At 65.4% G+C, this 20,266-nt stretch carries 20 protein-coding genes; 1 reads left to right on the top strand and 19 read right to left on the bottom strand.

The genetic code is table 11. The annotated features are described in order from the left end of the window. Nucleotides 1-25: 25 nt before the first annotated feature. From U5A89_RS05225 to U5A89_RS05175, 12 genes are all read right to left on the bottom strand, one after another. A complete protein-coding gene (locus tag U5A89_RS05225; RefSeq protein ID WP_338160101.1) occupies nt 26-928 on the bottom strand; it encodes a LysR family transcriptional regulator in 903 nt (300 codons plus the stop codon). A gap of 50 nt (nt 929-978) precedes the next feature. Next, nucleotides 979-2,130 carry a hybrid sensor histidine kinase/response regulator gene (locus tag U5A89_RS05220; protein WP_338160100.1) on the bottom strand — a complete coding sequence of 384 codons (1,152 nt, stop codon included), beginning with the start codon at nt 2,128-2,130 and terminating at the stop codon, nt 979-981. After that, on the bottom strand, nt 2,127-2,702 hold the full coding sequence (locus tag U5A89_RS05215; protein ID WP_338160099.1) for a chemotaxis protein CheB: 576 nt from the start codon (nt 2,700-2,702) through the stop codon (nt 2,127-2,129). Before U5A89_RS05215 ends, U5A89_RS05220 begins: the two co-directional genes overlap by 4 nt. Beyond that, nucleotides 2,699-3,523 (bottom strand): CheR family methyltransferase, encoded by an 825-nt coding sequence (locus U5A89_RS05210; RefSeq protein ID WP_338160098.1) that lies wholly within the window; start codon nt 3,521-3,523, stop codon nt 2,699-2,701. The genes U5A89_RS05215 and U5A89_RS05210 overlap by 4 nt, the downstream gene beginning before the upstream one ends. Next, entirely contained in the window at nt 3,523-6,957 is a 3,435-nt protein-coding gene (locus tag U5A89_RS05205; RefSeq protein WP_338160097.1) for a response regulator, read from the bottom strand. Before U5A89_RS05205 ends, U5A89_RS05210 begins: the two co-directional genes overlap by 1 nt. 202 nt (nt 6,958-7,159) lie before the next feature. Further along, a complete protein-coding gene (locus U5A89_RS05200) occupies nt 7,160-8,902 on the bottom strand; it encodes an acyl-CoA dehydrogenase C-terminal domain-containing protein (RefSeq protein WP_338160096.1) in 1,743 nt (580 codons plus the stop codon). Between the two features lie 85 nt (nt 8,903-8,987). Next, nucleotides 8,988-9,581: a TetR/AcrR family transcriptional regulator gene (locus U5A89_RS05195; RefSeq protein WP_338160095.1), complete on the bottom strand. Its 594-nt coding sequence runs from the start codon at nt 9,579-9,581 to the stop codon at nt 8,988-8,990. A 39-nt stretch (nt 9,582-9,620) separates the two neighbouring features. After that, nucleotides 9,621-10,010 carry a glutathione S-transferase family protein gene (locus U5A89_RS21325; protein WP_445190619.1) on the bottom strand — a complete coding sequence of 130 codons (390 nt, stop codon included), beginning with the start codon at nt 10,008-10,010 and terminating at the stop codon, nt 9,621-9,623. Next, complete coding sequence (locus U5A89_RS21320; RefSeq protein WP_445190618.1) at nt 9,917-10,267, bottom strand: glutathione S-transferase N-terminal domain-containing protein; 351 nt, start codon at nt 10,265-10,267, stop codon at nt 9,917-9,919. Before U5A89_RS21320 ends, U5A89_RS21325 begins: the two co-directional genes overlap by 94 nt. A gap of 50 nt (nt 10,268-10,317) precedes the next feature. Beyond that, nucleotides 10,318-11,085, bottom strand: a complete 768-nt coding sequence (locus U5A89_RS05185) for an SDR family NAD(P)-dependent oxidoreductase (RefSeq protein WP_338160094.1) — start codon at nt 11,083-11,085, stop codon at nt 10,318-10,320. Nucleotides 11,086-11,087: 2 nt separating this feature from the next. Beyond that, nucleotides 11,088-12,419 carry a histidinol dehydrogenase gene (gene hisD / locus U5A89_RS05180; protein WP_338160093.1) on the bottom strand — a complete coding sequence of 444 codons (1,332 nt, stop codon included), beginning with the start codon at nt 12,417-12,419 and terminating at the stop codon, nt 11,088-11,090. 15 nt (nt 12,420-12,434) lie between these two features. Beyond that, nucleotides 12,435-12,734 carry a putative quinol monooxygenase gene (locus U5A89_RS05175; RefSeq protein WP_338160092.1) on the bottom strand — a complete coding sequence of 100 codons (300 nt, stop codon included), beginning with the start codon at nt 12,732-12,734 and terminating at the stop codon, nt 12,435-12,437. A gap of 163 nt (nt 12,735-12,897) precedes the next feature. Here U5A89_RS05175 and U5A89_RS05170 point away from each other — a divergent pair, with 163 nt between their 5' ends. Continuing rightward, the gene (locus tag U5A89_RS05170; protein WP_338160091.1) at nt 12,898-13,923 is read left to right on the top strand and encodes a LacI family DNA-binding transcriptional regulator; all 1,026 of its coding nucleotides are present in this window, start codon (nt 12,898-12,900) and stop codon (nt 13,921-13,923) included. 10 nt (nt 13,924-13,933) lie between these two features. Here the strand turns inward: U5A89_RS05170 and U5A89_RS05165 are convergent, their stop codons facing one another. From U5A89_RS05165 to U5A89_RS05135, 7 genes are read right to left on the bottom strand one after another with little or no spacing between them, the layout of a single operon-like run. Continuing rightward, the gene (locus tag U5A89_RS05165; protein WP_338160090.1) at nt 13,934-14,776 is read right to left on the bottom strand and encodes a glycosyltransferase family 2 protein; all 843 of its coding nucleotides are present in this window, start codon (nt 14,774-14,776) and stop codon (nt 13,934-13,936) included. Continuing rightward, complete coding sequence (locus U5A89_RS05160; protein WP_338160089.1) at nt 14,773-15,363, bottom strand: class I SAM-dependent DNA methyltransferase; 591 nt, start codon at nt 15,361-15,363, stop codon at nt 14,773-14,775. Before U5A89_RS05160 ends, U5A89_RS05165 begins: the two co-directional genes overlap by 4 nt. Further along, nucleotides 15,360-16,028 carry a PIG-L deacetylase family protein gene (locus U5A89_RS05155; protein ID WP_338160088.1) on the bottom strand — a complete coding sequence of 223 codons (669 nt, stop codon included), beginning with the start codon at nt 16,026-16,028 and terminating at the stop codon, nt 15,360-15,362. The genes U5A89_RS05160 and U5A89_RS05155 overlap by 4 nt, the downstream gene beginning before the upstream one ends. Then, nucleotides 16,022-17,149 (bottom strand): acyl-CoA dehydrogenase family protein, encoded by a 1,128-nt coding sequence (locus tag U5A89_RS05150; RefSeq protein WP_338160087.1) that lies wholly within the window; start codon nt 17,147-17,149, stop codon nt 16,022-16,024. Before U5A89_RS05150 ends, U5A89_RS05155 begins: the two co-directional genes overlap by 7 nt. After that, nucleotides 17,146-18,189, bottom strand: coding sequence for a glycosyltransferase (locus U5A89_RS05145; protein WP_338160086.1), 1,044 nt, complete (start codon nt 18,187-18,189; stop codon nt 17,146-17,148). Before U5A89_RS05145 ends, U5A89_RS05150 begins: the two co-directional genes overlap by 4 nt. Further along, nucleotides 18,186-19,118 carry a glycosyltransferase family 2 protein gene (locus tag U5A89_RS05140; protein ID WP_338160085.1) on the bottom strand — a complete coding sequence of 311 codons (933 nt, stop codon included), beginning with the start codon at nt 19,116-19,118 and terminating at the stop codon, nt 18,186-18,188. Before U5A89_RS05140 ends, U5A89_RS05145 begins: the two co-directional genes overlap by 4 nt. Beyond that, the gene (locus U5A89_RS05135; protein WP_338160171.1) at nt 19,111-20,256 is read right to left on the bottom strand and encodes a glycosyltransferase family 4 protein; all 1,146 of its coding nucleotides are present in this window, start codon (nt 20,254-20,256) and stop codon (nt 19,111-19,113) included. Before U5A89_RS05135 ends, U5A89_RS05140 begins: the two co-directional genes overlap by 8 nt. Nucleotides 20,257-20,266 lie beyond the last annotated feature (10 nt).

Here is a 20,266-nt window from a genome sequence, read left to right as displayed (position 1 = left end):
TGGCGTGCTTTGCCATGCCTTTATGTTATGGTTTCGGCCGTGGCAGGGCGAGCAGGACCGATCGGGCGATTTCCTCGAACGTTTCGCCGATGATCGCGCGGGGAGATTCCAGGTTGCGGTTGATATAGACCGGCAGCGTGCCCGGTTCGTCAAATTCCAGGAAGCGCACGGTTTCGGCATGAGCCTGCATCGCGGTGAAGCTGTCGACCAGCGCCACGCCCATGCCGTTGGCGACGAAGGCGACGGCGGTTTCGGCGAAGCGGATATAGGTGTCCACCTCCAGCGGCTGCCGGGCCTTCGCGAACATATCGGCGATGATCCGGCCATGCGGGGTGTCGGGGCGGAAGGATTGCAGGCGTTCGTCGGCGATGTCGGCGACGCTGATCCTGTCCCGGTCGGCCAAGGGGTGGCTGGCGGGCACCGCGCAGACCATGCGGCCGACGCCGATGCGGCTGGACAGGATGTTGGGATGGTCGATGGGAAAGACGGTGAGCGCGTAATCGCCGCGTTGCAGCGCCAGATAGTCCGACGCCTGTTCGACCGAAAGGATGTCGAACTGGATGGTGAGGCCGGGATAGTTGGCGGTTAGCCGCGCCAGCATCTTGGGCACCACGGAATGGCCGAGCGAGGGCGACGCGCCGACGCGGAAGGTGCGGTCCTCCCCCTTTGCCAGCCGTTTGATGACGTGGTTCAGATCCTCGAAGCCCTTGTAGATATGTTCGATCTCATCGAACAGGATGCGGGCTTCCTGGGTAGGGACCAGCCGACCGCGGGTGCGGTCGAACAGGCGGAAATGCAGCTTGTCCTCCATATGGCCGAGCATCCGGCTGAGGCCCGGTTGCGAGGTGCCCAGCATTTGCGCGGCGGCGCTGACCGTCTTGGCGATCATGATCGCGCGGAAGATTTCGATCTGGCGCAGGGTGAGCATGGTGTCTTCCTATCACCCCGGGGCCGTGGCGGCCATGGCGGGGCGGGCGATCAGGCGACCAGCGCCGCGACGATCGGCAGGCGGACCTGGAAGACGCTGCCTTCGCCGGGCGCGCTATGCTTGAGGCTGAGGGCGCCGCCGTGCAGCGCCACCAACTGGCGGACGAGCGCCAGGCCGATGCCAAGCCCGTCCTGCGCTTCGCCGGTCGGGTTCTTCACTTGCGCGAACAGGTCGAAAATCCGAGCCTGCATGTCCGGCGCGATGCCGACGCCGGTATCGGCGACCTCGATCTCCGCCCAGTCGTCCACGACCCGCATGGTCAGGCGGATATCGCCGCCAGCGGGCGTATATTTGGCGGCATTGTTGAGCAGGTTGCTGGCGATCTGCACCACGCGGGCATAGTCGGCGTCGAGCCAGACCGGATCGGTGGTGATGTCGAGCGCCAGGCGATGCTGCGCGCCCTCGATCGTGGGCTGGCACGCCTCCACCGCGAAGGCCAGCGCGTCCTGCAGCGACATGCGCTGTTTCTTGAGCGAAATCTTGCCCTGGTCGATCCGGGCGATGTCGAGAATATCCTCGACCAGGCGTGCGAGATGCTGGACGTGGCGATCCATCCGGTGGCGGATGTCGCGGGCGGCCTCCGTCCCCTCCCGCTTTTCCAGCAGGTGCAGGCCCGCACCCAGCGCGGCGATCGGGTTGCGCAGTTCATGGCCCAGGATCGCGACAAATTCATTCTTGCGCTGGTCGGCCGTGCGCAGGGCGGTGGCGAGGGTGGCGAGTTCGTCCCGCTGGGCCATGATCTGACGCCGCTGTTCGTGGAGGTCGAAGAAGATGGCGGCTTTGGACCGCAGGATGTCAGCTTCGATCGGCTTTTGGATGAAGTCGACGGCGCCCGCTTCATAGCCGCGGAAGCGGCGCTGGCGATCGGCAGTACCAGCGGTGACGAAGATGATCGGCACATGGCGGGCGCGTTCGTTGCCGCGCATAAATTCGGCCAGTTCGAACCCGTCCATGCCGGGCATCTGGACATCGAGCAACGCCAGCGCGACGTCGTGGACGAGCAGCAGTTCGAGCGCTTCCTCGCCCGAACGGGCCTTAAGGCAGACGAGGCCGTCGCGCTGAAGCAGCGCTTCGAGCGCCAGCAGATTTTCCGCCAGATCGTCAACCAGCAGGCAATAGAGGGGGGCCGTCTCGCTTGTCATATCGTCGCCAGTTGCAGGAGATAGAGAATGATGTCGTCCAGGGTCATTGCGGTTGCGGTCGGACAGGCCGCCAGCGCCGCCCGCGGCATGGTTGGCACCTGCGCTTCGGCCGGGTCCTGCACGATGGCGACGCCCCCCGCGCCCGCCACCGCCGCGAGGCCAGCCGCGCCGTCATGGCTCGCGCCGGTCAGCACCATGCCCGCCAGCGCCGGGCCATAGGCGTCGGCCGCGCTGTCGAGCAGGATGTCGATCGCGGGGCGGCTGTGATTGACCGGCTCGTCCCAGGACAGGGCGATCGAATGGTCCGCCTCCACCAGCAGATGATAGTCCGACGGCGCGAAATAGATAGTGCCGCCCACGATCCGTTCCTTGTCTTCGGCTTCCTTGACCGGCAGCGGACATTTGGACTGGAACAGCGGGACCAGCGCATTGGCGCGGTCGGGCGGGACGTGGACCAGGACCAGCAGCGCAAGGGGATAGGTGGCGGGCAGCGCGGGCAATATGCGCAGCAGCGCCTGGACCGCGCCCGCCGATGCGCCGATGGCGACGGCCTGGATCGGGTGCGCCGTCATGGCTCCTGCCTCTGGTAGATCTTTTCTTCGCGCACGAAATCGGTGAAGGCGGAGGCATGGCCGGAAAAGCGCATGCTTTCCTTCGACCCCAGCCCCAGAAACCCCTTGCGGGCAAGAGAGTCGCGGAACAGGCCGAGCGCGCGGTCCTGCAGATCCCGATCGAAATAGATAAGGACGTTGCGACAGGAGATGAGGTGCATTTCGGCGAAGACCGCGTCCGTCACCAGGCTGTGATCGGAAAAGACGACGCGCGACCGCAGGCTCTTGTCGAATACGGCGCGGCCATAATCGGCGGTATAATAGTCCGACAGCGAACAGGGCGCGCCAGATTTCTGGTGGTTTTCGGTGAATTTGCGGATCTGGTCGAGCGGATAGATGCCTGCTTCCGCGGCTTTGAGCGCATCGGGATTGATGTCCGTCGCATAGAAGAGCGTGCGTTGGTCCAGACCCTCTTCCCGGAACAGGATGGAGAGGGAATAGAGTTCCTCGCCGTTGCTGCATCCGGCGACCCACACTTTGAGCGAGGGATAGGTGCGCAGGTGCGGGATCACCTTTTCCCGCAGGGCGCGGAAATAGGAGGGGTCGCGAAACATTTCGCTGACCTGCACGGTCAGATAGTTGAGCAGGCGCGGCAGGGTGGCGGGATCATGGAGCAGATGATCCTGCATGGCCGAGAAGCTGGCGAAGCCCAATTGGCTGCGCGCCTGCATCAGCCGCCGCTTGATCGACGCGCGTGCATAATGGCGGAAGTCGTAATGATAGCGTTGATAGAGCGCCTCCAGCAGCAGCTGGATTTCGATATCCTCAACCTTGTCCTGCATCAGCGCGGCATCCAGACGCGGACCAGCGAGAGGAGTTTATCGACGTCGATGGGCTTTGCCATATAGTCGTTCGCGCCCGCTTCCAGACAGCGTTGCTGGTCGTCGGGCATCGCCTTGGCCGTCAGCATCAGGATCGGCAGTGCCGCCCATTGCGCGTCGGCCCGGATCGCGCGGGTGGCGGTAAGGCCGTCCATCACCGGCATCATCACGTCCATCAGCACCAGATCGATGGCGGTCGCCGGATCGCCGGTCGAGGCGGCGAGCGCGTCCAGCGCCTCCTGCCCGTTGCGGGCGATCTGCACCGTGGCGCCGCGCGGTTCCAGCACGCTGGTGAGGGAATAGACGTTGCGAACGTCATCCTCCACGATGAGGATGCGGCGTCCTTCCAGCGCGGCGTCGCGATTGCGGGCCTTCTGGATCATCTTGCGCTGTTCGGGCGGCAGTTCCGACACGACCTGGTGCAGGAACAGCGACACTTCGTCCAGCAGCCGTTCGGGCGATTTCGCGCCCTTGATGATGATCGAGCTGGAATAGCGGCGCAGGCGCTGTTCGTCGTCGGGCGAGAGGTCGTGACCGGTATAGACGATGACGGGCGGGAAGCCGTGATCGCCCTCTTCGCTCAACGTTTCCAGCAGCGCGAAACCGGACGTGTCGGGCAGCGTCAGGTCCAGCACCATGCAGTCGAAGGTCTGCTGGCGCAGCTGTTCCAGACATTCGGCCGCGGTGCCTACACCGACCGTTTCCACATCATCGGTCAGCAGTAGCCGGGCGACGGCGTCGCGTTGGACCGGATCATCCTCCACGATGAGGACGCGCCGCACGCGGGTCGCCAGTTTCGCGTGCAGGCTTTCGAGCACTTCGGCGAGTTGTTCGCGCTTTACCGGTTTCACCAGATAGCCGACTGCGCCCAGGGACAAGGCGGCCTGGCTATGGTCGGACGCGGAAACGACATGGATGGGAATGTGGCGAGTGGCTTCGTCATGCTTGAGCCGGTCGAGGACGGTCAGGCCCGACTGATCGGGGAGGCCAAGGTCGAGGACAACGGCGCTGGGCATATAGTCGCGCGCCAGTTTCATCGCCTCTTCCGCCGTACCCGCGACCAGGCATTGAAAGCCCATGTCGCGCGACAGGTCGCATACGACGGAGGCGAACACCTCGTCATCCTCGATGATCAGGAGCAGGCGGCGGCCTTCGGTGATGGCGGCGCGGTCATCCTCTATGATCCATTTGGGCGAGGGTGACGGTGAGGGCGATGCGGTGCGGACCGGCGCGGGGGCGACGGGCGCTGGCGCGGGCGTATCGACGCTGACCGGCGGCGCAGCCTGGCGGGAGGTGACGGCGGCGGGATCATAGGCGATCGGTATGGTGAGGGTAAAGCAGCTGCCCTCCCCCGGCTGGCTTTGCAGGTCGATGCGGCCGCCCAGCAGGCGCGCCAGCTGGCGCGAGATGGAGAGGCCAAGGCCCGTGCCGCCATAGCGGCGGCTGATCGTGCTGTCGGCCTGATGGAAGGCCTCGAAAATATGGCCCTGCTGTTCCTTTGACATGCCGATGCCGGTGTCGCTGACGGCGAGCGCCAGACGATCGTCGCCGACCGCCGACAGGGTCAGGCGCACGCTACCTTCCTGGGTGAATTTGAACGCGTTGGACAGCAGGTTCTTGACGATCTGCTCCACGCGCATCCGGTCGGTTTCGATGGCGCGCGGGCAGTCTGGCGCGATCTCGACCTCGAACTGGAGGCCGCGGGTCTGGGCCACGGGCTGGAACAGCTGGCGCAGGTCGCCGACCAGCCGTTGCAACGGCACGGTTTCGGGCTGGACCTGGATATGCCCCGCCTCGATCTTCGACAGGTCGAGAATATCGTTGATGAGGGTGAGAAGATCATTGCCGGAGGATTCGATCGTCCGCGCGAACTTGATCTGGTCGGGCGACAGATTGCCGTCGGGATTGTCGCCCAGCAGCTTGGACAGGATCAGCAGAGAATTGAGCGGCGTGCGCAATTCGTGCGACATGTTGGCAAGGAAGTCGGACTTATACTGGCTCGCCTGCTCCAATTCGCGTGCGCGCAATTGCAGCGTCGTGCCTGCCTTTTCCAGCTCGTCGCGCTGATTTTCGAGCGTCTGGGCCTGTTCCTCCAACTGGCTATTGGTCTGTTCCAGTTCGACCTGCTGCTGTTCCAGGCGGACCTGGGATTCCTTGAGCGCGCGGCCCTGTTCTTCCAGTTCCTCGTTGGAGACGCGCAATTCTTCGCTTTGCGCCTGCAATTCGCCCGACTGGCGCTGCGTTTCTTCCAATGCCTCGCGCAAGCGGGTGCGGAAGCGAGCCGAACGCAGCGCAATGCCGATCGCGGGGGACGCCTGATCGAGCAGCGCCAGAACATCGTCACCGATGGGCTGGAAGAAGCCCAGTTCCATCACGGCGTTGACGACGCCATCGGCGGTGGCGGGCACGATGGCGAGATGACGGGGCTTGTCCCGGCCAAGGCCCGATCCGATGGTCAGATAGCCATCGGGGATATCGTGCAGGACCAAAGGCTGTTTCTGCGCGGCGACCTGGCCCAGCAACCCGTCCTTGATGGCGAAGCCTTCGGGCATGTCCGCGTCGGCGGGGACGCCGATGGCGGCGGCGCGCAGGAAACGTCCGCCTTCGCCCTTGAACAGGGCGCCGCCCTGAAAACCAAGATAGCTGGCGAGGAAGGCGAGGATTGCTTCCCCCAGTTCCTCAACCGTTTTTTCGCCGCCCATCGCCTTGGCGAGGCCCAGTTGCCCGGTCTGCAGCCATTGCTGGCGTGCGCGTGCGCGGGTGCTGATGCGCATCAGCATGAATATGGCGATGGTCAGCCCCGCGCCGATCAGGCTGGACACGATGCCGGTGGTGATGGCGGTCCGGGCGGCGGCGGCCATTTCGTCCATGCGGATCGTGCGCAGGCGCAATTCTTCCTGCGCCATGCCGGTCAATTGCGCGCGGATCGCATCCATTTCCATCTTGCCGCGATCGGTGGTGACGACCGCGAGCGCGGCGTCGAAACCCCTGGTCCGGCGCTGCTCGACGCTTTCGCGCAATTCCGCGAGCTTGGCGTCGACATGGCGTTTGAGCGCCGTGACATTGGTCTGCTGTGCCGGATTGTCGCGCGTCAGGTCGGTGACGGTGCGCATCCGCGCGGCGAGCGCGGCGACGGCACTGTCATAGGGTTCGAGATAGGCCTGGCTGCCGGTGAGCAGATAGCCGCGCTGGCCGGTTTCCGCGTCCTGCGTCGTCGACAGAAGTTCATCGAGCGCGATCAGGACGCTATGGGTGTGCCGGATCGCGGTGTCGCTTTCGCGCAGGCTTTGGATATTGCGATAGGCGATCGTGCCGCTGATCAGGAAGAAGGCGAGGCCGAGGGCCAGGCCAAAGGCGGCCCAGAGCGATGCGCGCGGCCGCGGGATCGCCGCCAAAGCTGTTTTTCCGTTAGACATGCGCCACCGCGTAAAGATGTGTTCAACATCCGCCTAGCGATAGTTTCAAACGGGTTGCAAGGATTGTTGCGCTCGGCAGACGGGAAAGCTGATCTGCATCAACTATCTATAGTATGAACCGGGTCGCGCCGCTTTGTGGCTTGAACCCGGACCCTATTTTCAGCGCCAGGCGAGCGGAGGCTTAGAAAGCATCCGCGCCCAGCGCCATGATCGCGCTTTCCCCAGCCGCGATGCTGGCTGCTAGCGCGCGGGCCTGCGGCAGGATGCGTTGCGCGAAGAAATCGGCGACTGCGCGCTTGGCGGTGTGGAGCAACGATGTGCTGCTGGCGGCGGCGGCCATGCGCGCCCACATCCAGCCCATCGCGACGAGGGCGAAGAGGCGGAGATAATCGACCGCCGCTGCGCCGGCCGCGTCGCCCTGCGCCCCGCGCAACGCGGCGGTCGCGTCCTGTAGCAGCGCCAGGGCTTCGCGGACGGCATCGATGATGGGCAGGCCGGGCGACGCGGCGGCTGCGGCGTCGAGATCGGCGGTGATCAGCGCGAAGATATCTTCGACCGCTGCGCCACCGTTCAATGCCAGCTTGCGCCCGACCAGGTCCATCGCCTGCACGCCGTTAGTGCCTTCGTAAATCTGGGCGATGCGCGCATCGCGGACATATTGTTCCATGCCCCATTCGCGGATGTAACCATGGCCGCCGAACACCTGTTGCGCCTGCACCGCACCTTCGAAACCGAGGTCGGTGAAGGCGGCCTTGATCACCGGCGTCAGCAGCGCGACGCGGGCGTCGGCCTTGGCCCGTTCGGCCGCGTCGGGGTGTAGGCGGGCGCGATCATATTGTAGCGCGGTCCATCCGGCCAGGGCGCGTCCGGCCTCCACGAAGGCGCGGACGTTGAGCAACATGCGGCGGACATCGGCATGGTCGATAATGGCGACGGGGCCGTGCGCGCCGTCGGCGCTGCGCCCCTGTAGCCGATCCTTGGCATAGGCGGCGGCCTGCTGATAGGCGGCGCCGGCGATGCCCAGCCCCTGGATGCCGACCATCAAGCGTTCGGCATTCATCATCGTGAACATCGCCGCCAGCCCGCGGTGCGGCTCACCCACCAGCCAGCCGGTCGCGCCGTCATAATGCATGACGCAGGTCGGTTGGGCGTGGATGCCCATCTTCTTTTCCAGCGCCCCGACCGACATGGCGTTGCGCACGGTAAAGCCACCAGCGTCGTCGGGCAGGAATTTGGGGACCAGGAACAGGCTGATACCCTTCACCCCGGCCGGTGCGTCGGGCAGGCGGGCGAGGACGAGATGGACGATATTGCCGCCAAAATCATGGTCGCCCGAGGATATGAAGATCTTCGTGCCAGTGACGGCATAGGCGTCGCCCTGCGGCACGGCCTTGGTCTTGAGCAGGGCGAGATCGGTGCCTGCGCCGCTTTCGGTCAGCGCCATCGCGCCGGTCCATGCGCCGCTGACCATGGCGGGCAGCCAGGTCGCCTTGAGCGTGTCGTCGCCATGTGCGGCGATCGCTTCGCAGGCGCCGCGCGTCAGGCCGGGGAACAGGCCGAAGGAGAGGTTGGCGGCCGACATCATTTCATCGAACCAGAGCTGCAGGATGAAAGGCAGCCCCTGCCCGCCATGGGCCGGATCGGCAGATAGCGAGGCCCATCCGGCCTCCACGAAGCTGCGATAGGCGTCGGCGAAACCGGGTGGCGTGCGCACCGCGCCGTCGATCAGCTGGCTGCCCTGTTCGTCGCCTTCGCGGTTGAGCGGTTGCAGGCGATCGGCGCACAGGCGGCCTGCCTCTTCTAGTACCGTGGCGGCGAGATCGGCGTCCACCTCCTGCCCCAGTTCGGCCATGGCGGCGTCGAAACCGAGCACGTCGTTCAGGAGGAAGCGATAATCGTCGATCGGGGGGGTATAGGCTTGCACGGGGACGCTCCTTCAGGCTTGCCGCCTTATATACCAAACATCTGTTACAGTCAAAGTCGTTGGTGCTCTCTGGTCGGTGGCGCGGCTATTCGTGGCGGAAGATGGCCGCGATCTGGCTGGCTATGGCCTGGGGCGTCAGGCGGCCGGGCCGATACCAGTCCGCCGCACTGTTCAATTGCGACAGAAGCAGGTTGCGATAGAGCGAGCGGTCGATCGTCGCAGGCAGCGGCAGGGCGGCGACCAGATCGCGGAACAGCGTTTCGAACCGGTCGCGTCGGTCGATCAGCGCCGCGCGCACCCCGTCCGGCACCTCGCGGAAATCGTTCATCATCGGCAGGGTCAGGGATTGCGGGTCCAACTGAATGTCGAGCAGCGCTTCGCAGGCGGCCTCCAGCCGATCCCAGGGATGTTCGCGTTGCGCGACCGCGGCTTCGATCCGGGCGGCGGCAGCGTCGAGCGCGGCATTATGCAGTTCGACGAACAGGGCGTCCTTCGACTTGATATGATGATAGAGCGAGCCGCCCAGCACTCCGGCTTCCTCGCCAATGTCGCGCATCGACGTGCCGCGATAGCCCTTGCGCGCGAACAGGCGGGCGGCGATTGCCAATATCTGGCGGCGGCGATCACCTGCGCCATCGTCGCGCGGCTTGCGGGGGCTGGCAGGAAGAGGACGGCTCATGCCGGACGGCTAGCATGATTGCGCCGGGGCTGCATCCGATTAGCCTGCGTCGGCCTGCCTGTCCGGGTGGGCCGCGGCGACGCATGGTTCTGTGCGGACGCGATCGACCGTTTCGACCAGGCGCGGATAGGCGGAGAGATCGACGCCGAAGCGTTCCGCCGAGTAGAGTTGCGGCACGATATGGCAGTCCGCGACGGTCAGCCGGTCGCCAAAGCAGAAGCGGCCGCCATGCCGTGCGACCATATTTTCCAGCGCGCCGAAACCCTGGCCGATCCAATGGGCGATCCATGCCTTCACCGCATCTGCGTCCGCGTCCAGATCGTCGCGCAGGCGGTTCAACACGCGCACATTGTTGAGCGGATGGATGTCGCAGGCGACCAGCAGCGCCATGGCGCGCACGATCGCCCGATCATCAGCCGTATCGGGCAATAGGGGGGATCGGGATAGCGCTCGTCCAGCCATTCGATGATTGCGCCGGACTGGGTCAGGATCAGTTCGCCAGCTTCCAGTGCGGGCACCAGCCCCTGCGGATTGAGCGCCAGATAATCGGGCGCGCGCTGATCGCCCCGGCGCAGGTCGTGGCTGACCTGGTCATAGGCCAGTCCCTTGGCATTGAGCGCGATCCGGGTCCGGTAACTGGTGCCCGATCGCCAATAGCCGTGCAGCGTCAGGGCTGTGTCATGCATGTCCATGGCGGCATGATAGGCGCGGCCCCGGCATCAGCCAAGGCCGTACCTCAATCTGCCGTCCAGCCGCCGTCCACCACCAGGCTGGTGCCGGTCATCAAGGCTGCAGCATCGGATGCCAGGAACACGACCACGCCCATCAAATCTTCTACGGTGCCGAGGCGCCCGAGCTTGATCTTGTCCAGCACGCTGGCCAGGAAAACCTTGTCCTCGAAAAAGGGCTTGGTCATCGGCGTTTCGATGAAGGTCGGGGCGATCGTGTTGGAGCGGATGCCATGAGGCGCCAGATCGAGCGCCATCGCCTTGCTCAGCCCTTCCAGCCCCCATTTCGATGCGCAATAGAGCGACCGGCGCGGGCCGCCGACATGGCCCATCTGCGATCCCATATGGATGATCGCGCCGCGCACGCCCCCATCGATCATGCCCCGCGCCACCGTCTGCGCCACGAAGAAAGCGGCGCGCAGGTTGAGGTCCAGCACCGCGTCATAATCTTCCTCCGACACCTCGACAAAGGGCTTGGGCCGATTGGTCCCGGCATTGTTGAGGAGGATATCGAAGGGCGCCACGGCATCGAGCGCCTGTCGCGTCGCCGCCACGTCATTGACGTCGAGGATGAGCGCATCGGCCTGACCACCTGCGGTGCGGATCGCCTGCGCGCCTGCTTCGATCTCCCCGCCGCTGCGAGCGACGAGGATCACATGCGCGCCCGCCTGCGCCAGCGCTGCGGCGCAGGCAAGGCCGATGCCCCGCCCTGCCCCGGTCACCAGCGCGCGTTTGCCGTCCAGCCGAAAGCTGGGCGTCGTGGGCAGAGCATCCATGGTCAGGCTGCCGTCGCCGCGGTCGGTTCCGCCGTCCCGGCATAGGGGACGTTGCGGCCGCCATAGCGCCGCACGCGGATATTCGCCTGCTCGCCATGGCCGGCAAAGCCTTCCAACGCGCACAAGCGGCTGCAATATTCCCCGACCAGGGCCGATGCTTCATCCGTCAACACCTTTTGATAGGTGCAGGTCTTGATGAATTTGCCGACCCAAAGCCCTCCGGTATAGCGGGCCGACTTCTTGGTCGGGAGCGTGTGGTTGGTGCCGATCACCTTGTCGCCATAGCTGACATTGGTGCGCGCGCCCAGGAACAGCGCGCCATAATTGGTCATATTCTGCAGGAAATAGTCCGGATCGGCAGTCATGACCTGCACATGTTCCGACGCGATGGCGTCGGCAATGCGCACCATTTCCGCATCGTCCTGCGCCACGATCACTTCGCCGAAGGCCTCCCACGCCTTGCGCGCATAATCGGCGGTGGGCAGGATGGTGAGCAGGCGTTCGACTTCCTTCATGGTTTCGCGCGCCAGCTTTTCCGAGGTGGTGAGCAGGACCGCCGGGCTGTCCGGCCCATGTTCCGCCTGTCCCAGCAGATCGGTCGCCGCCAGTTCAGCGTCGCAGCCGATGTCGTCGGCGATCACGAGCGTTTCCGTCGGCCCGGCGAACAGGTCGATGCCGACCCGGCCGAACAATTGGCGCTTGGCTTCGGCGACGAAGGCATTGCCCGGCCCGACCAATATATCAACGGGGTCGATGCTTTGCGTCCCCAGCGCCATGGCGCCCACGGCCTGGATGCCGCCGAGCGCATAGATGGCGTCGGCCCCGGCCATCGCCTGCGCCGCCACGATGGCGCGGGCGGGCTTGCCCTGGAACGGCGGTGCGCAGGTGACGACGCGCGGCACACCCGCCACCTTGGCGGTGATGACCGACATATGAGCGGAGGCCAGCAGCGGATATTTGCCGCCGGGGACATAGCATCCCGCAGCGTTCACCGGCAGATTCTTGTGGCCCAGGATCACGCCAGGCAATGTTTCCACCTCGACATCCTGCATCGAGGCCCGCTGGATCTGGGCGAAATGGCGCACCTGTGTTTGCGCAAATTCGATATCCTTGCGTTCCTGCGGGGTCAGGCTGTCAACGCAGGCATCGATTTCCGCCTGGCTGAGGCGATAATCGTCCCGGTCCCAGCCGTCGAACCGGATCGACATGTCGCGCACCGCGTCGTCGCCGCGCGTTTCGATGTCGGCCAGCGCCGCTTCCACGATGTCGCGGACCTTGCGGTCGGCAGTCGCCTTCGCCTCGGCCGACGCGCCGCGTTTCAGATAGTGAGCCATGATCCAAATCCTCGTTTAGAAACCGTCTACCGCCGTTTCGACATGATCCACATCGGGTGTCGCCGTGAAGAACGGCCCGACCAGTGCACGCCACGCCTGAAAACCCGGAGAATTGCGAAAGCCCGTCACATGGGCATCGACGCTGTCCCAGCCGACGACCAGCAGATAATGGCCGGGCCGGTCGACCGAACGGTCCAGCCGGAAGCTGCGGCATCCTTCGGCTTCGCGGAAATGGGGTATCGCCTGCGCCGCCGCTGCTTCGAACCGATCGGCGTCGGCCGGATCGATTTCTATCCGCGCCACTTCCCTGATCATGTCCCGCTCCTTTTGACTCGTTCGTTATTTGCATAGCTATGCAATGGTGTTTCTGCAATATATTTGAGATTGCTCCGCGCGGCCATTTTCAAGGCGATGCAATCTTATGCAAATATGCGGATCGGCGGTTGATCATGCGGCCGGTCCTTGCGAAGGGTGGAGGATGACGACCAGCGACCGCGCTTTCATTACGGCTCATGACGTTGCGCGCGAAGCAGGCGTATCCCAGTCTGCCGTGTCGCGCGCCTTTACGCCCGGCGCCAGCGTTGCGCCGGATACCCGCGCGCGCATCATGGAGGCAGCGGAACGGCTGGGTTACCATCCCAACCTCCTCGCCCGGTCCTTGATCAATGGCCGGTCGCATATCGTAGGCGTGGGGGTGGGCGACCTGTCCAATCCCTTTTTTGTCGAGACGTTGCAGTTGCTGTCGCACAGGCTCGACCAGGCGGGGCTGCGCCTGCTGCTGTTTCCGGCAGCAGGCAGCGGCGGCAGCGAACCGTCCATCAATGAGATATTGCATTATCGCCTCGACGCGCTGGTGCTGCTATCGGTCGGCCTGTCATCCGGATTGGCCGAGGAATGTCGCAAGGCGCAGGTGCCGGTGGTGCTGTATAACCGCAGGACGCAGGAGCATGTCGCGTCCAGCGTGATCGGCGATAATGATGTCGGCGCGCGCACCATCGCCGCCCATTTGCTGGCAGGCGGGCACAGCCGCATGGCGTTTATCGCAGGCGTTGCAGGATCGTCCACCAATGCAGAGCGCGAGGCTGCATTTTTCAGCTATCTGGCGCAACAGGGCGCCACGCCGCCGATCCGCGAAGCTGGCGATTTTCGGATCGACGCCGCCACCGCAGCGACCCGGCGGCTGTTATCCGCCAGGGATCGACCGGACGCGATCTTCTGCGCCAACGATAATATGGCGATCGCGGCGATTAATGTGGCGCGGCATGAATATGGACTGGATGTCGGGCGGGAAATTTCGATCGTCGGCTATGACGATGTGCCGATGGCGGCGTGGCCCGCCTTTTCCCTGACCAGTTACGCCCAGCCGGCCCAGCACATGGTGGACGAAACGCTGCGCCTGATCCAGGCATTGCGCGACGATCCTGCCCGTCATGAAGATGTGGTGGTCGAAGGGGGGCTGGTGATACGCGGCAGCAGCCGTGCGGTGCGCACGCCTGTGCGGTAAGGCAGGTCTTTTAGATGGGCAGGACGCGGGCGCGGTCGATTTCGTCCTTGTCGGGGTGGCGCAGGATGGCGATGCTGTCCTGCGATCGGGCGACAAGTCCTGCGCGTTCGAACGCCGTCAGCCAGCCGTCCATCGGCCAGAATTGCCAGCGTTGATGAAAGAGGCGGGCGTTGCGGACGATGTCGTCCAGATGCTGGAGCGGCGGATCGAATATCGCATGATATTGATGGAAAGCGCCTGCCCCGCCCAGGAACAGCAGCGGCAATGCGGCTGCCTGCGCCCGGAAACCGAAGTCGGTATCCTCCGCGCCATAGCCGGTGAAGCCTTCGTCAAACCCATTGAGGGCGAAGAAACGGTCGCGCCTGATCGCAAAGGCCAGCGACCAGAACAGGCCGGCATTATGTTCCTGGCGGACGCCTTGGGCAGGAAAAAGGCGGACGGGATGACCCGCCGCGCGCTGCATGAGATCGGCCTCGTCCCAATCGCCGCGCGCATCGTCGGGGCCAAGATATAATATTTCCGCGCAGATGAGCGCATCCTGCTCGGCAGCGACCGCTGCGATCGTGCCGATAAGGGCGCGCATCGGGATGCAATCGACATCCAGGAACAGCAGCGTATCGCCGATCGCGGCGCGTGCCGCCATGTTCCGGGCCGCCGCCAGCGGCAGGCCGGGTTGGTCGCAATGGAGGATTTGGACGGGGAATGGCGTTTCGCCCACATGCACGGGCGCGTCGCTGCCCATATCGACGATGATCAGTTCCGTGGGCAGCGTGGCGCTGCGCCGGAGTCCTTCGACCAGCTGGGCCAGATGTCCGGCGCGGTTCTTGACGATGGTGAGCAGGCTGATGGTCATGGTCGGCGACGCCACAGGTCGAGGCGATATTGGTCGTGGCGGTCCGATGCGACCACGACGATCGATTGGCCGAGCGCGGCTTGCAGCTTCGCCGTGGCGTCGTCGCCGCTTTGCGGATAGTCCGTCTGCCCGATCCAGTGCACCAGCAACAGGTCGCCGCCGGGCGCCAGGTGAGCGCCGATCCAGTCGGCCGCCTGGCCTATGTCCGCGTCATCCCAATAATAGACGACTTCGGACAGCATGATCAGGTCGAAGGCGCTGCCGAGCGGCGCCTGTTTGGGGAAGGTCATGCACGCAAAGGCGACATGGTCGATCGACGCGCATCGTTCGCGCGCCGCCTCCAGCGCCGTTTCGCTGACGTCGATCGCCAGGAGCGCGCGGCAGTGATCCGCTAGCTTCTGCGTCAGGACGCCCTTGGCGCAGCCGACTTCGAAGCCCAGTTCATAGGTGCGGTCGTTCAGCGCTTGCAGCGTGCGGGCATATTTGGCCTGTTCATAGGGGCTGGTTTCCAGATCCCAGGGATCGGCAGCCCCCTGAAACATGCCTTCGAAATAGGCCGCGTCCAGGCTTTGCTTATGTCGCGTCATGGCGCTTTCCGTAGATAGAGGGTGTCGCGGGTGGGCATCCGGCGGCGTTCCATGGGCAATCGGAAACCGGGGCCGTGCGAAGGGGTGAGTTGGCTGCGGTGCGCGGACAGGGCGTGGCGCCGTTGGCCCGCCAGCATCGGCGCGGTGCTTAGCGTGCGATGGGACCGGGCCGCTGGTGCATCCGACCAGACCAGATATTCCGCCACGATCATGCCGCGTTTGGCACATTTCTGGATCGCGTAAGCCAGTCGCGCGGCGGCGGCATGATCGCAATGTGGTTCATGCAACGCGGTGACCGCCAAGGCGTCGATGCGCTTGCGGCGGCACAGCGCGGCGAGGGTCTGCGCGGCGCGATCGAACGCACGGCTACCCGGTTGGGCAGGGGCGGCGTCCTTCCAGCCGAGATAAAGCGGCGGCGGGGCTTCGCGGCCCGCCAAGCGGCGCAGCGCAGTGGCCGCTTCGCGTTTGCGGACCGTCACGAGATTGCCGACAGGATCGGCGTGGGAGCCTGAGCCGTCGGTGAGATAGATGAGGCCTGCAAACAGCCCTGCGCTGGCCGACTGCGCGATCAGGGCGCCCGCGCCCAGCGTCTCGTCATCGGCATGGGGCGCCAGGATGAGCCAGCGGAGCCGTTGCCGGGCCAGCGGCTGGCCGTGCCTCACCATAACCGGTCGCCAGCGCCCCAGGCGTCATGATCGAGCCAGGCCTCGGCCGCCTGATCGCGGGCATAGTCGGGACCGCCCTGGCGCAGATAGAGGCTGAGATCGCGGATGATCTTGTCGATCCGCTGCCCATCCATGGCGCTGCGCGTACCGACGATGCGAGCGGCCAGCTCCATCACGTCCAGCGCAGATCGTTCGACCACGCCGCGAGTCATGCGGGCGAAGGCAGGGCCGTCGGCATCGTCCTGCGCCGCGCGGATGGCGCATTCGCGGACCCAAAGATAGGCGGTGCGCGTCGCTGCAACGGCGTCGGCGAATTTCGCGCGGTGCAACGGGTCTTGGCGTGCGGCGTCGGACATGGCGAGCCGCGTTTCGGTCAGCAGCGCCTCTATCCCGCCAAGCTGGACGGCGGTGAAGCGCCATGCGCCGGTGGTGAAACGCGGTTCGCGATCATAATCGCCGGGTTGGCCCAGGCAATCGGTGTCCGATACCGGCATGTCGGTCAGGTCATAGGTGCCGCTGCCAGTCGCACGCATACCGCGCACCCGCCATTGCGACAGGTCGGCACGATCCGGGTCGTCCGCCGCCACGATCACCAGGCGGCGCTCGCCCTTCTCAGGCTGTACCGTGACGATCGCATGGGCAAGGCCGCCTGCGCCGGTGGCAAAGGACTTGCGGCCAGTCAGGAGGCTGCGGCCATCGCGGGTGCGCAGTTGCACGCCCGGCGCTGGCTCTGTGGCCCACACCCCGTAGAAGGCGCCTGCGTCCAGCGTGCGCTTCAACTGTACCTTCTGGTCGGGCGTGCCGAACCAATCGAACAGGGCGAGCGCATTGACATGCCCTTCATATAAGCGACCGACGCTGAGATCGGCGCGCCCGACGATCCGCAGGACCGTCATGAGGCTGAGATAATGGGCGGTCCTGTTTGGGAACAGGTCGCCGCCGCTGGCGACCGGCGCGAAGCTGCGGTGCAGTCCGGCGGCGACCAGGCATTTCATGCTTTCGGCCGGGAAGATCGGCGCGGCATCGTAGCGCGCGCCCAGCGTCGCGAGTTGCTGGGCGATGGCGGCGGCGCGCATATCCGGTGCAGACGATGGGGTATCCAGGCTGGGGGACAGGGTCATGCCGCTTGCTCCATCACATCTGTTGCGCGCGCTGCGCATTGCGCAAGCCATGCCGCCGCCTTGCGCGTACCGGCCGGGTCATGCAGTTGCTGGCGGACGTGCAATGGCAGGGCCAAAGCGCGATCGATCAAGGCGGGCCAGGATGACGGGGTGTGCCAGGCATCGATGACGATGGCGGCCTCCAGCCTGTCGAGCGCTTGCGCCGTCGCATGTTGTTCCCGGAATGGGCGATCTTCGGGCAGGCAGATGAAGGGGCGGTCCGTCGCCAGCACGGCGTTGACCAGACCATCACCCGCCGCGCCGACGATGATGGTGGCGCGGGCGATCTCGCTTGTTGGATCGTCCACCCATCCGGCAAAGATCAGGTTGGGCGGGCATGGGGCGACTGGTTCGACCGGGCCGATGACGCGCCATTGCCATTGCGGGCAGGCGCGGGCTGCTTTGGCGATGTGTGCGCCGTTTACCGGCGGGCCGCCACGGCCTGCTACCACCAATATTAATCGTTCTTCCGCCATTGCGGGAGGCGATGCAGCTGCGATCGCGGGCAGATAATGCGTCTTCGCCCTGATCCATTCCGGCGTTTCGGGTCGTTCGAACCGTTCGTGGAAGGGAGCGAGGATGGCGCTGGCGCTGGCGAAGGCGTCCAGATGCGGCGGGTCACTGCGGTCGCCGTTCAGTCGCACATAGATGGTGGGTACGGACGCCAGGCGGGCGAGCATTGCGACCTCCACGGACACGTCGATCACCATCAGGGCCGGACGGGCGCTTGCAATCCATGCGCTGATGCGGGCTACGCGGGACCGGACACCGTCATGGTCCAGGGGGGCGTAATGCAAGGCATTGGGCCGCGCGCTGGCGCCATCCATGCCGTCAAATCGCCCGGACAGCGCGCGGTCGTCGGGCAGGTCTATGCCAGCATCGCCGATACCAGTGCCCAAAAGCACGATCGGCCAGTCGCTGGCCGCGGCCAGTGCCCTGGCGCGTGCGAGATGCCCGGCGCCATGATGATGGACATAATAGCCGATCGGTCGCCGCGTCATGCGGGAAGTTCCAGCACCATGTCGTGCGGCATCGGCGGCAGCAGCGGTTCGCGGCGTGCGATCAGGGCGTGGCCGTCGGGCCGGGCGCGCAGACGCTTGCGCCAAGCCGCGCGGCCGCGCCAATGGTCGAAGGCGGGCGCGGTGGGGATCGCCCCGGCGTCGGCGGTCGCGAACAGATCATGCATGGCGTCGGCCATGCCGCCCCCTGCCCGCCCATCGCGCCGCGGGGATACGAATGTCCAGACATCGGCCGGGTGGACGAGCCGCGCGCCTATCTTCAGCGCGGCGTTTACGAGCGCGCGATCTTCGCTGGTCGGCAAAGGGGGCAAGCCGCCGCACGCTCTGTAAATGCTCGCTTTGATCGCCAGCGATGCGCCGGTATGATCGCCGTGGCGCGGCGCGGGATCCCAAGGCAGCGGATCGATATCATCTTCGATCGCGCGCACGGCCTGCCAATACGCATCCCAGGCGCGCCGCAGGCGATGGATGGACGGGGGCAGCGGCTCGCCGGGGTCGATCTCTATCCGGCCGCCCACTAGGTCCGCCCCCCGATCGATAGCGGCGGCGATATTGCGCAACCAGTCCACAGGCGGGCGCGCGTCGGCGTCGGTGCTGACGAGGATCGCGCGATCATCAATGGGTAACCGTGCCAGGCCTGCGTCCATCGCCAGTTTTCGCGCCGATCCGGCATGGGCCTGTTCGGGCGCGAAGTCGGCTTGCATCACGGCGATGTCCAGCCGTCCGGCATGGCGCGCGGCGTGCGTCGCGATTACCTGCAGGCTGTCGTCGGTCGTATTGTTGATGGCGATGGAGAGCATGACGGGGCCGGGCCATGCCTGCGCGGCCAGGGCGTCGATCAGGATCGGCAGCCGGTCCGCCTCATTGCGCGCGGGCACACAGACGCACAGGGGGATCGGACCTTCAACCATTGAGCGCCAGCCGCTCGGGCAAGGCCGTCATGTCCAATTGGGCGGCGAGCGCCGGAGGAACCGCGGTTACGCGCTCGGCCTGCTTCGCTATCGCGATCTGCTGCCGATAGAGCGCTTCATAGCTGTCGACCATCCGCTCCGCGTCGCACATGCGTTCCGCGCGTTTGCGGCAGTCGCGTCGATCGAGCGACAGGGCTGCCAGACCAGCCTCCGCCAGGGAGGCGACATCGTCCGGCGTTGCCAGCACGCCGCAGCTGGCGTCGAGGATTTCCGGGATCGCCCCACGCGCGAAGGCGGCGACGGGTACGCCGCAGGCCAGCGCTTCGGCGACGACCAAACCATAGGGTTCGTCCCAAAGCGGCGTGCATAGGAAGGCTCGCGCGCCAGCGACCAGTTGCGCCAATTCGCCATGACGCAGATGGCCGACATGTTCGGCATGGGCGCCTAGGCCGGGAGCGATCGCGCTGCGATAATAATCCTCGTCCAGGATCGGTCCGGCGATCTTCAGTGGCAGGCCGATGCGCCTGGCCGCCGCCATCGCCAGATGCAGCCCCTTTTCCGGCACGATCCGGCCGTACCAGACCAGATAGGCGTCCGGGTCCGGCTGTTCGCGGAAGGCGAAGTTGGCGAGATCGATGCCGTTCAATATGACGACTTCGGTCGGGGTCACATGGTCCCACAAGGCCGCGACGGATCGGGACACGCCCACTACGACATTATTGCGCGCCGCGCACAGGCGCAGGCCGCTTTCCAGCCAGCAGAAGGGCGGCGTATGAAGTGTCGTCACCATCGGCATGGGCAGGCTGTCGGCCATCGCGACGGGCAGATAGTGCAGCGAATTATTGTGAATGATATCGAAGCTGCGGTGGCGCAGATCGGTCATCAGGCTGAGATAGGCATGATGTTCCTGAAAAAAGGGAATATCCGTCGCTTCGGTCGTGCCGACCATATTGATCGCGGTTTCCGCGCAGATCGCCTCCACCCCGACGTTCGCATCCGACCTGGCAGACGCGAACAGCGTAACGCTATGGCCGCGTTCGCGCAGGAGGCGCGCCAGCAAATGGGTGTGCATTTCCAGCCCACCGGCGAAGGGTTCGCCGATCGGATGTTTCAGATGGGCGATGATGCCGATACGCATCCGGTCCGTC

Source organism: Sphingobium sp. HWE2-09 (genome assembly GCF_035989265.1).
Classification (GTDB): Bacteria; Pseudomonadota; Alphaproteobacteria; order Sphingomonadales; family Sphingomonadaceae; genus Sphingobium.
This window is presented reverse-complemented; position numbering and strand designations above follow the sequence as displayed.

Bases quoted from the DNA above. Each gene is read 5' to 3' on its own strand.
- U5A89_RS05170 (WP_338160091.1), top strand. From the start codon at position 12,898: ATGACGACCAGCGACCGCGCTTTCATTACGGCTCATGACGTTGCGCGC.
- U5A89_RS05135 (WP_338160171.1), bottom strand. From the start codon at position 20,256: ATGCGTATCGGCATCATCGCCCATCTGAAACATCCGATCGGCGAACCC.
- U5A89_RS05165 (WP_338160090.1), bottom strand. From the start codon at position 14,776: ATGACCATCAGCCTGCTCACCATCGTCAAGAACCGCGCCGGACATCTG.
- U5A89_RS05150 (WP_338160087.1), bottom strand. From the start codon at position 17,149: ATGACCCTGTCCCCCAGCCTGGATACCCCATCGTCTGCACCGGATATG.
- U5A89_RS05140 (WP_338160085.1), bottom strand. From the start codon at position 19,118: ATGGTTGAAGGTCCGATCCCCCTGTGCGTCTGTGTGCCCGCGCGCAAT.
- U5A89_RS05220 (WP_338160100.1), bottom strand. From the start codon at position 2,130: ATGACAAGCGAGACGGCCCCCCTCTATTGCCTGCTGGTTGACGATCTG.
- U5A89_RS05145 (WP_338160086.1), bottom strand. From the start codon at position 18,189: ATGACGCGGCGACCGATCGGCTATTATGTCCATCATCATGGCGCCGGG.
- hisD (WP_338160093.1), bottom strand. From the start codon at position 12,419: ATGGCTCACTATCTGAAACGCGGCGCGTCGGCCGAGGCGAAGGCGACT.
- U5A89_RS21320 (WP_445190618.1), bottom strand. From the start codon at position 10,267: ATGCATGACACAGCCCTGACGCTGCACGGCTATTGGCGATCGGGCACC.
- U5A89_RS05225 (WP_338160101.1), bottom strand. From the start codon at position 928: ATGCTCACCCTGCGCCAGATCGAAATCTTCCGCGCGATCATGATCGCC.
- U5A89_RS05215 (WP_338160099.1), bottom strand. From the start codon at position 2,702: ATGACGGCGCACCCGATCCAGGCCGTCGCCATCGGCGCATCGGCGGGC.
- U5A89_RS05210 (WP_338160098.1), bottom strand. From the start codon at position 3,523: ATGCAGGACAAGGTTGAGGATATCGAAATCCAGCTGCTGCTGGAGGCG.
- U5A89_RS05155 (WP_338160088.1), bottom strand. From the start codon at position 16,028: ATGGTGAGGCACGGCCAGCCGCTGGCCCGGCAACGGCTCCGCTGGCTC.
- U5A89_RS05175 (WP_338160092.1), bottom strand. From the start codon at position 12,734: ATGATCAGGGAAGTGGCGCGGATAGAAATCGATCCGGCCGACGCCGAT.
- U5A89_RS05185 (WP_338160094.1), bottom strand. From the start codon at position 11,085: ATGGATGCTCTGCCCACGACGCCCAGCTTTCGGCTGGACGGCAAACGC.
- U5A89_RS05195 (WP_338160095.1), bottom strand. From the start codon at position 9,581: ATGAGCCGTCCTCTTCCTGCCAGCCCCCGCAAGCCGCGCGACGATGGC.
- U5A89_RS05160 (WP_338160089.1), bottom strand. From the start codon at position 15,363: ATGACGCGACATAAGCAAAGCCTGGACGCGGCCTATTTCGAAGGCATG.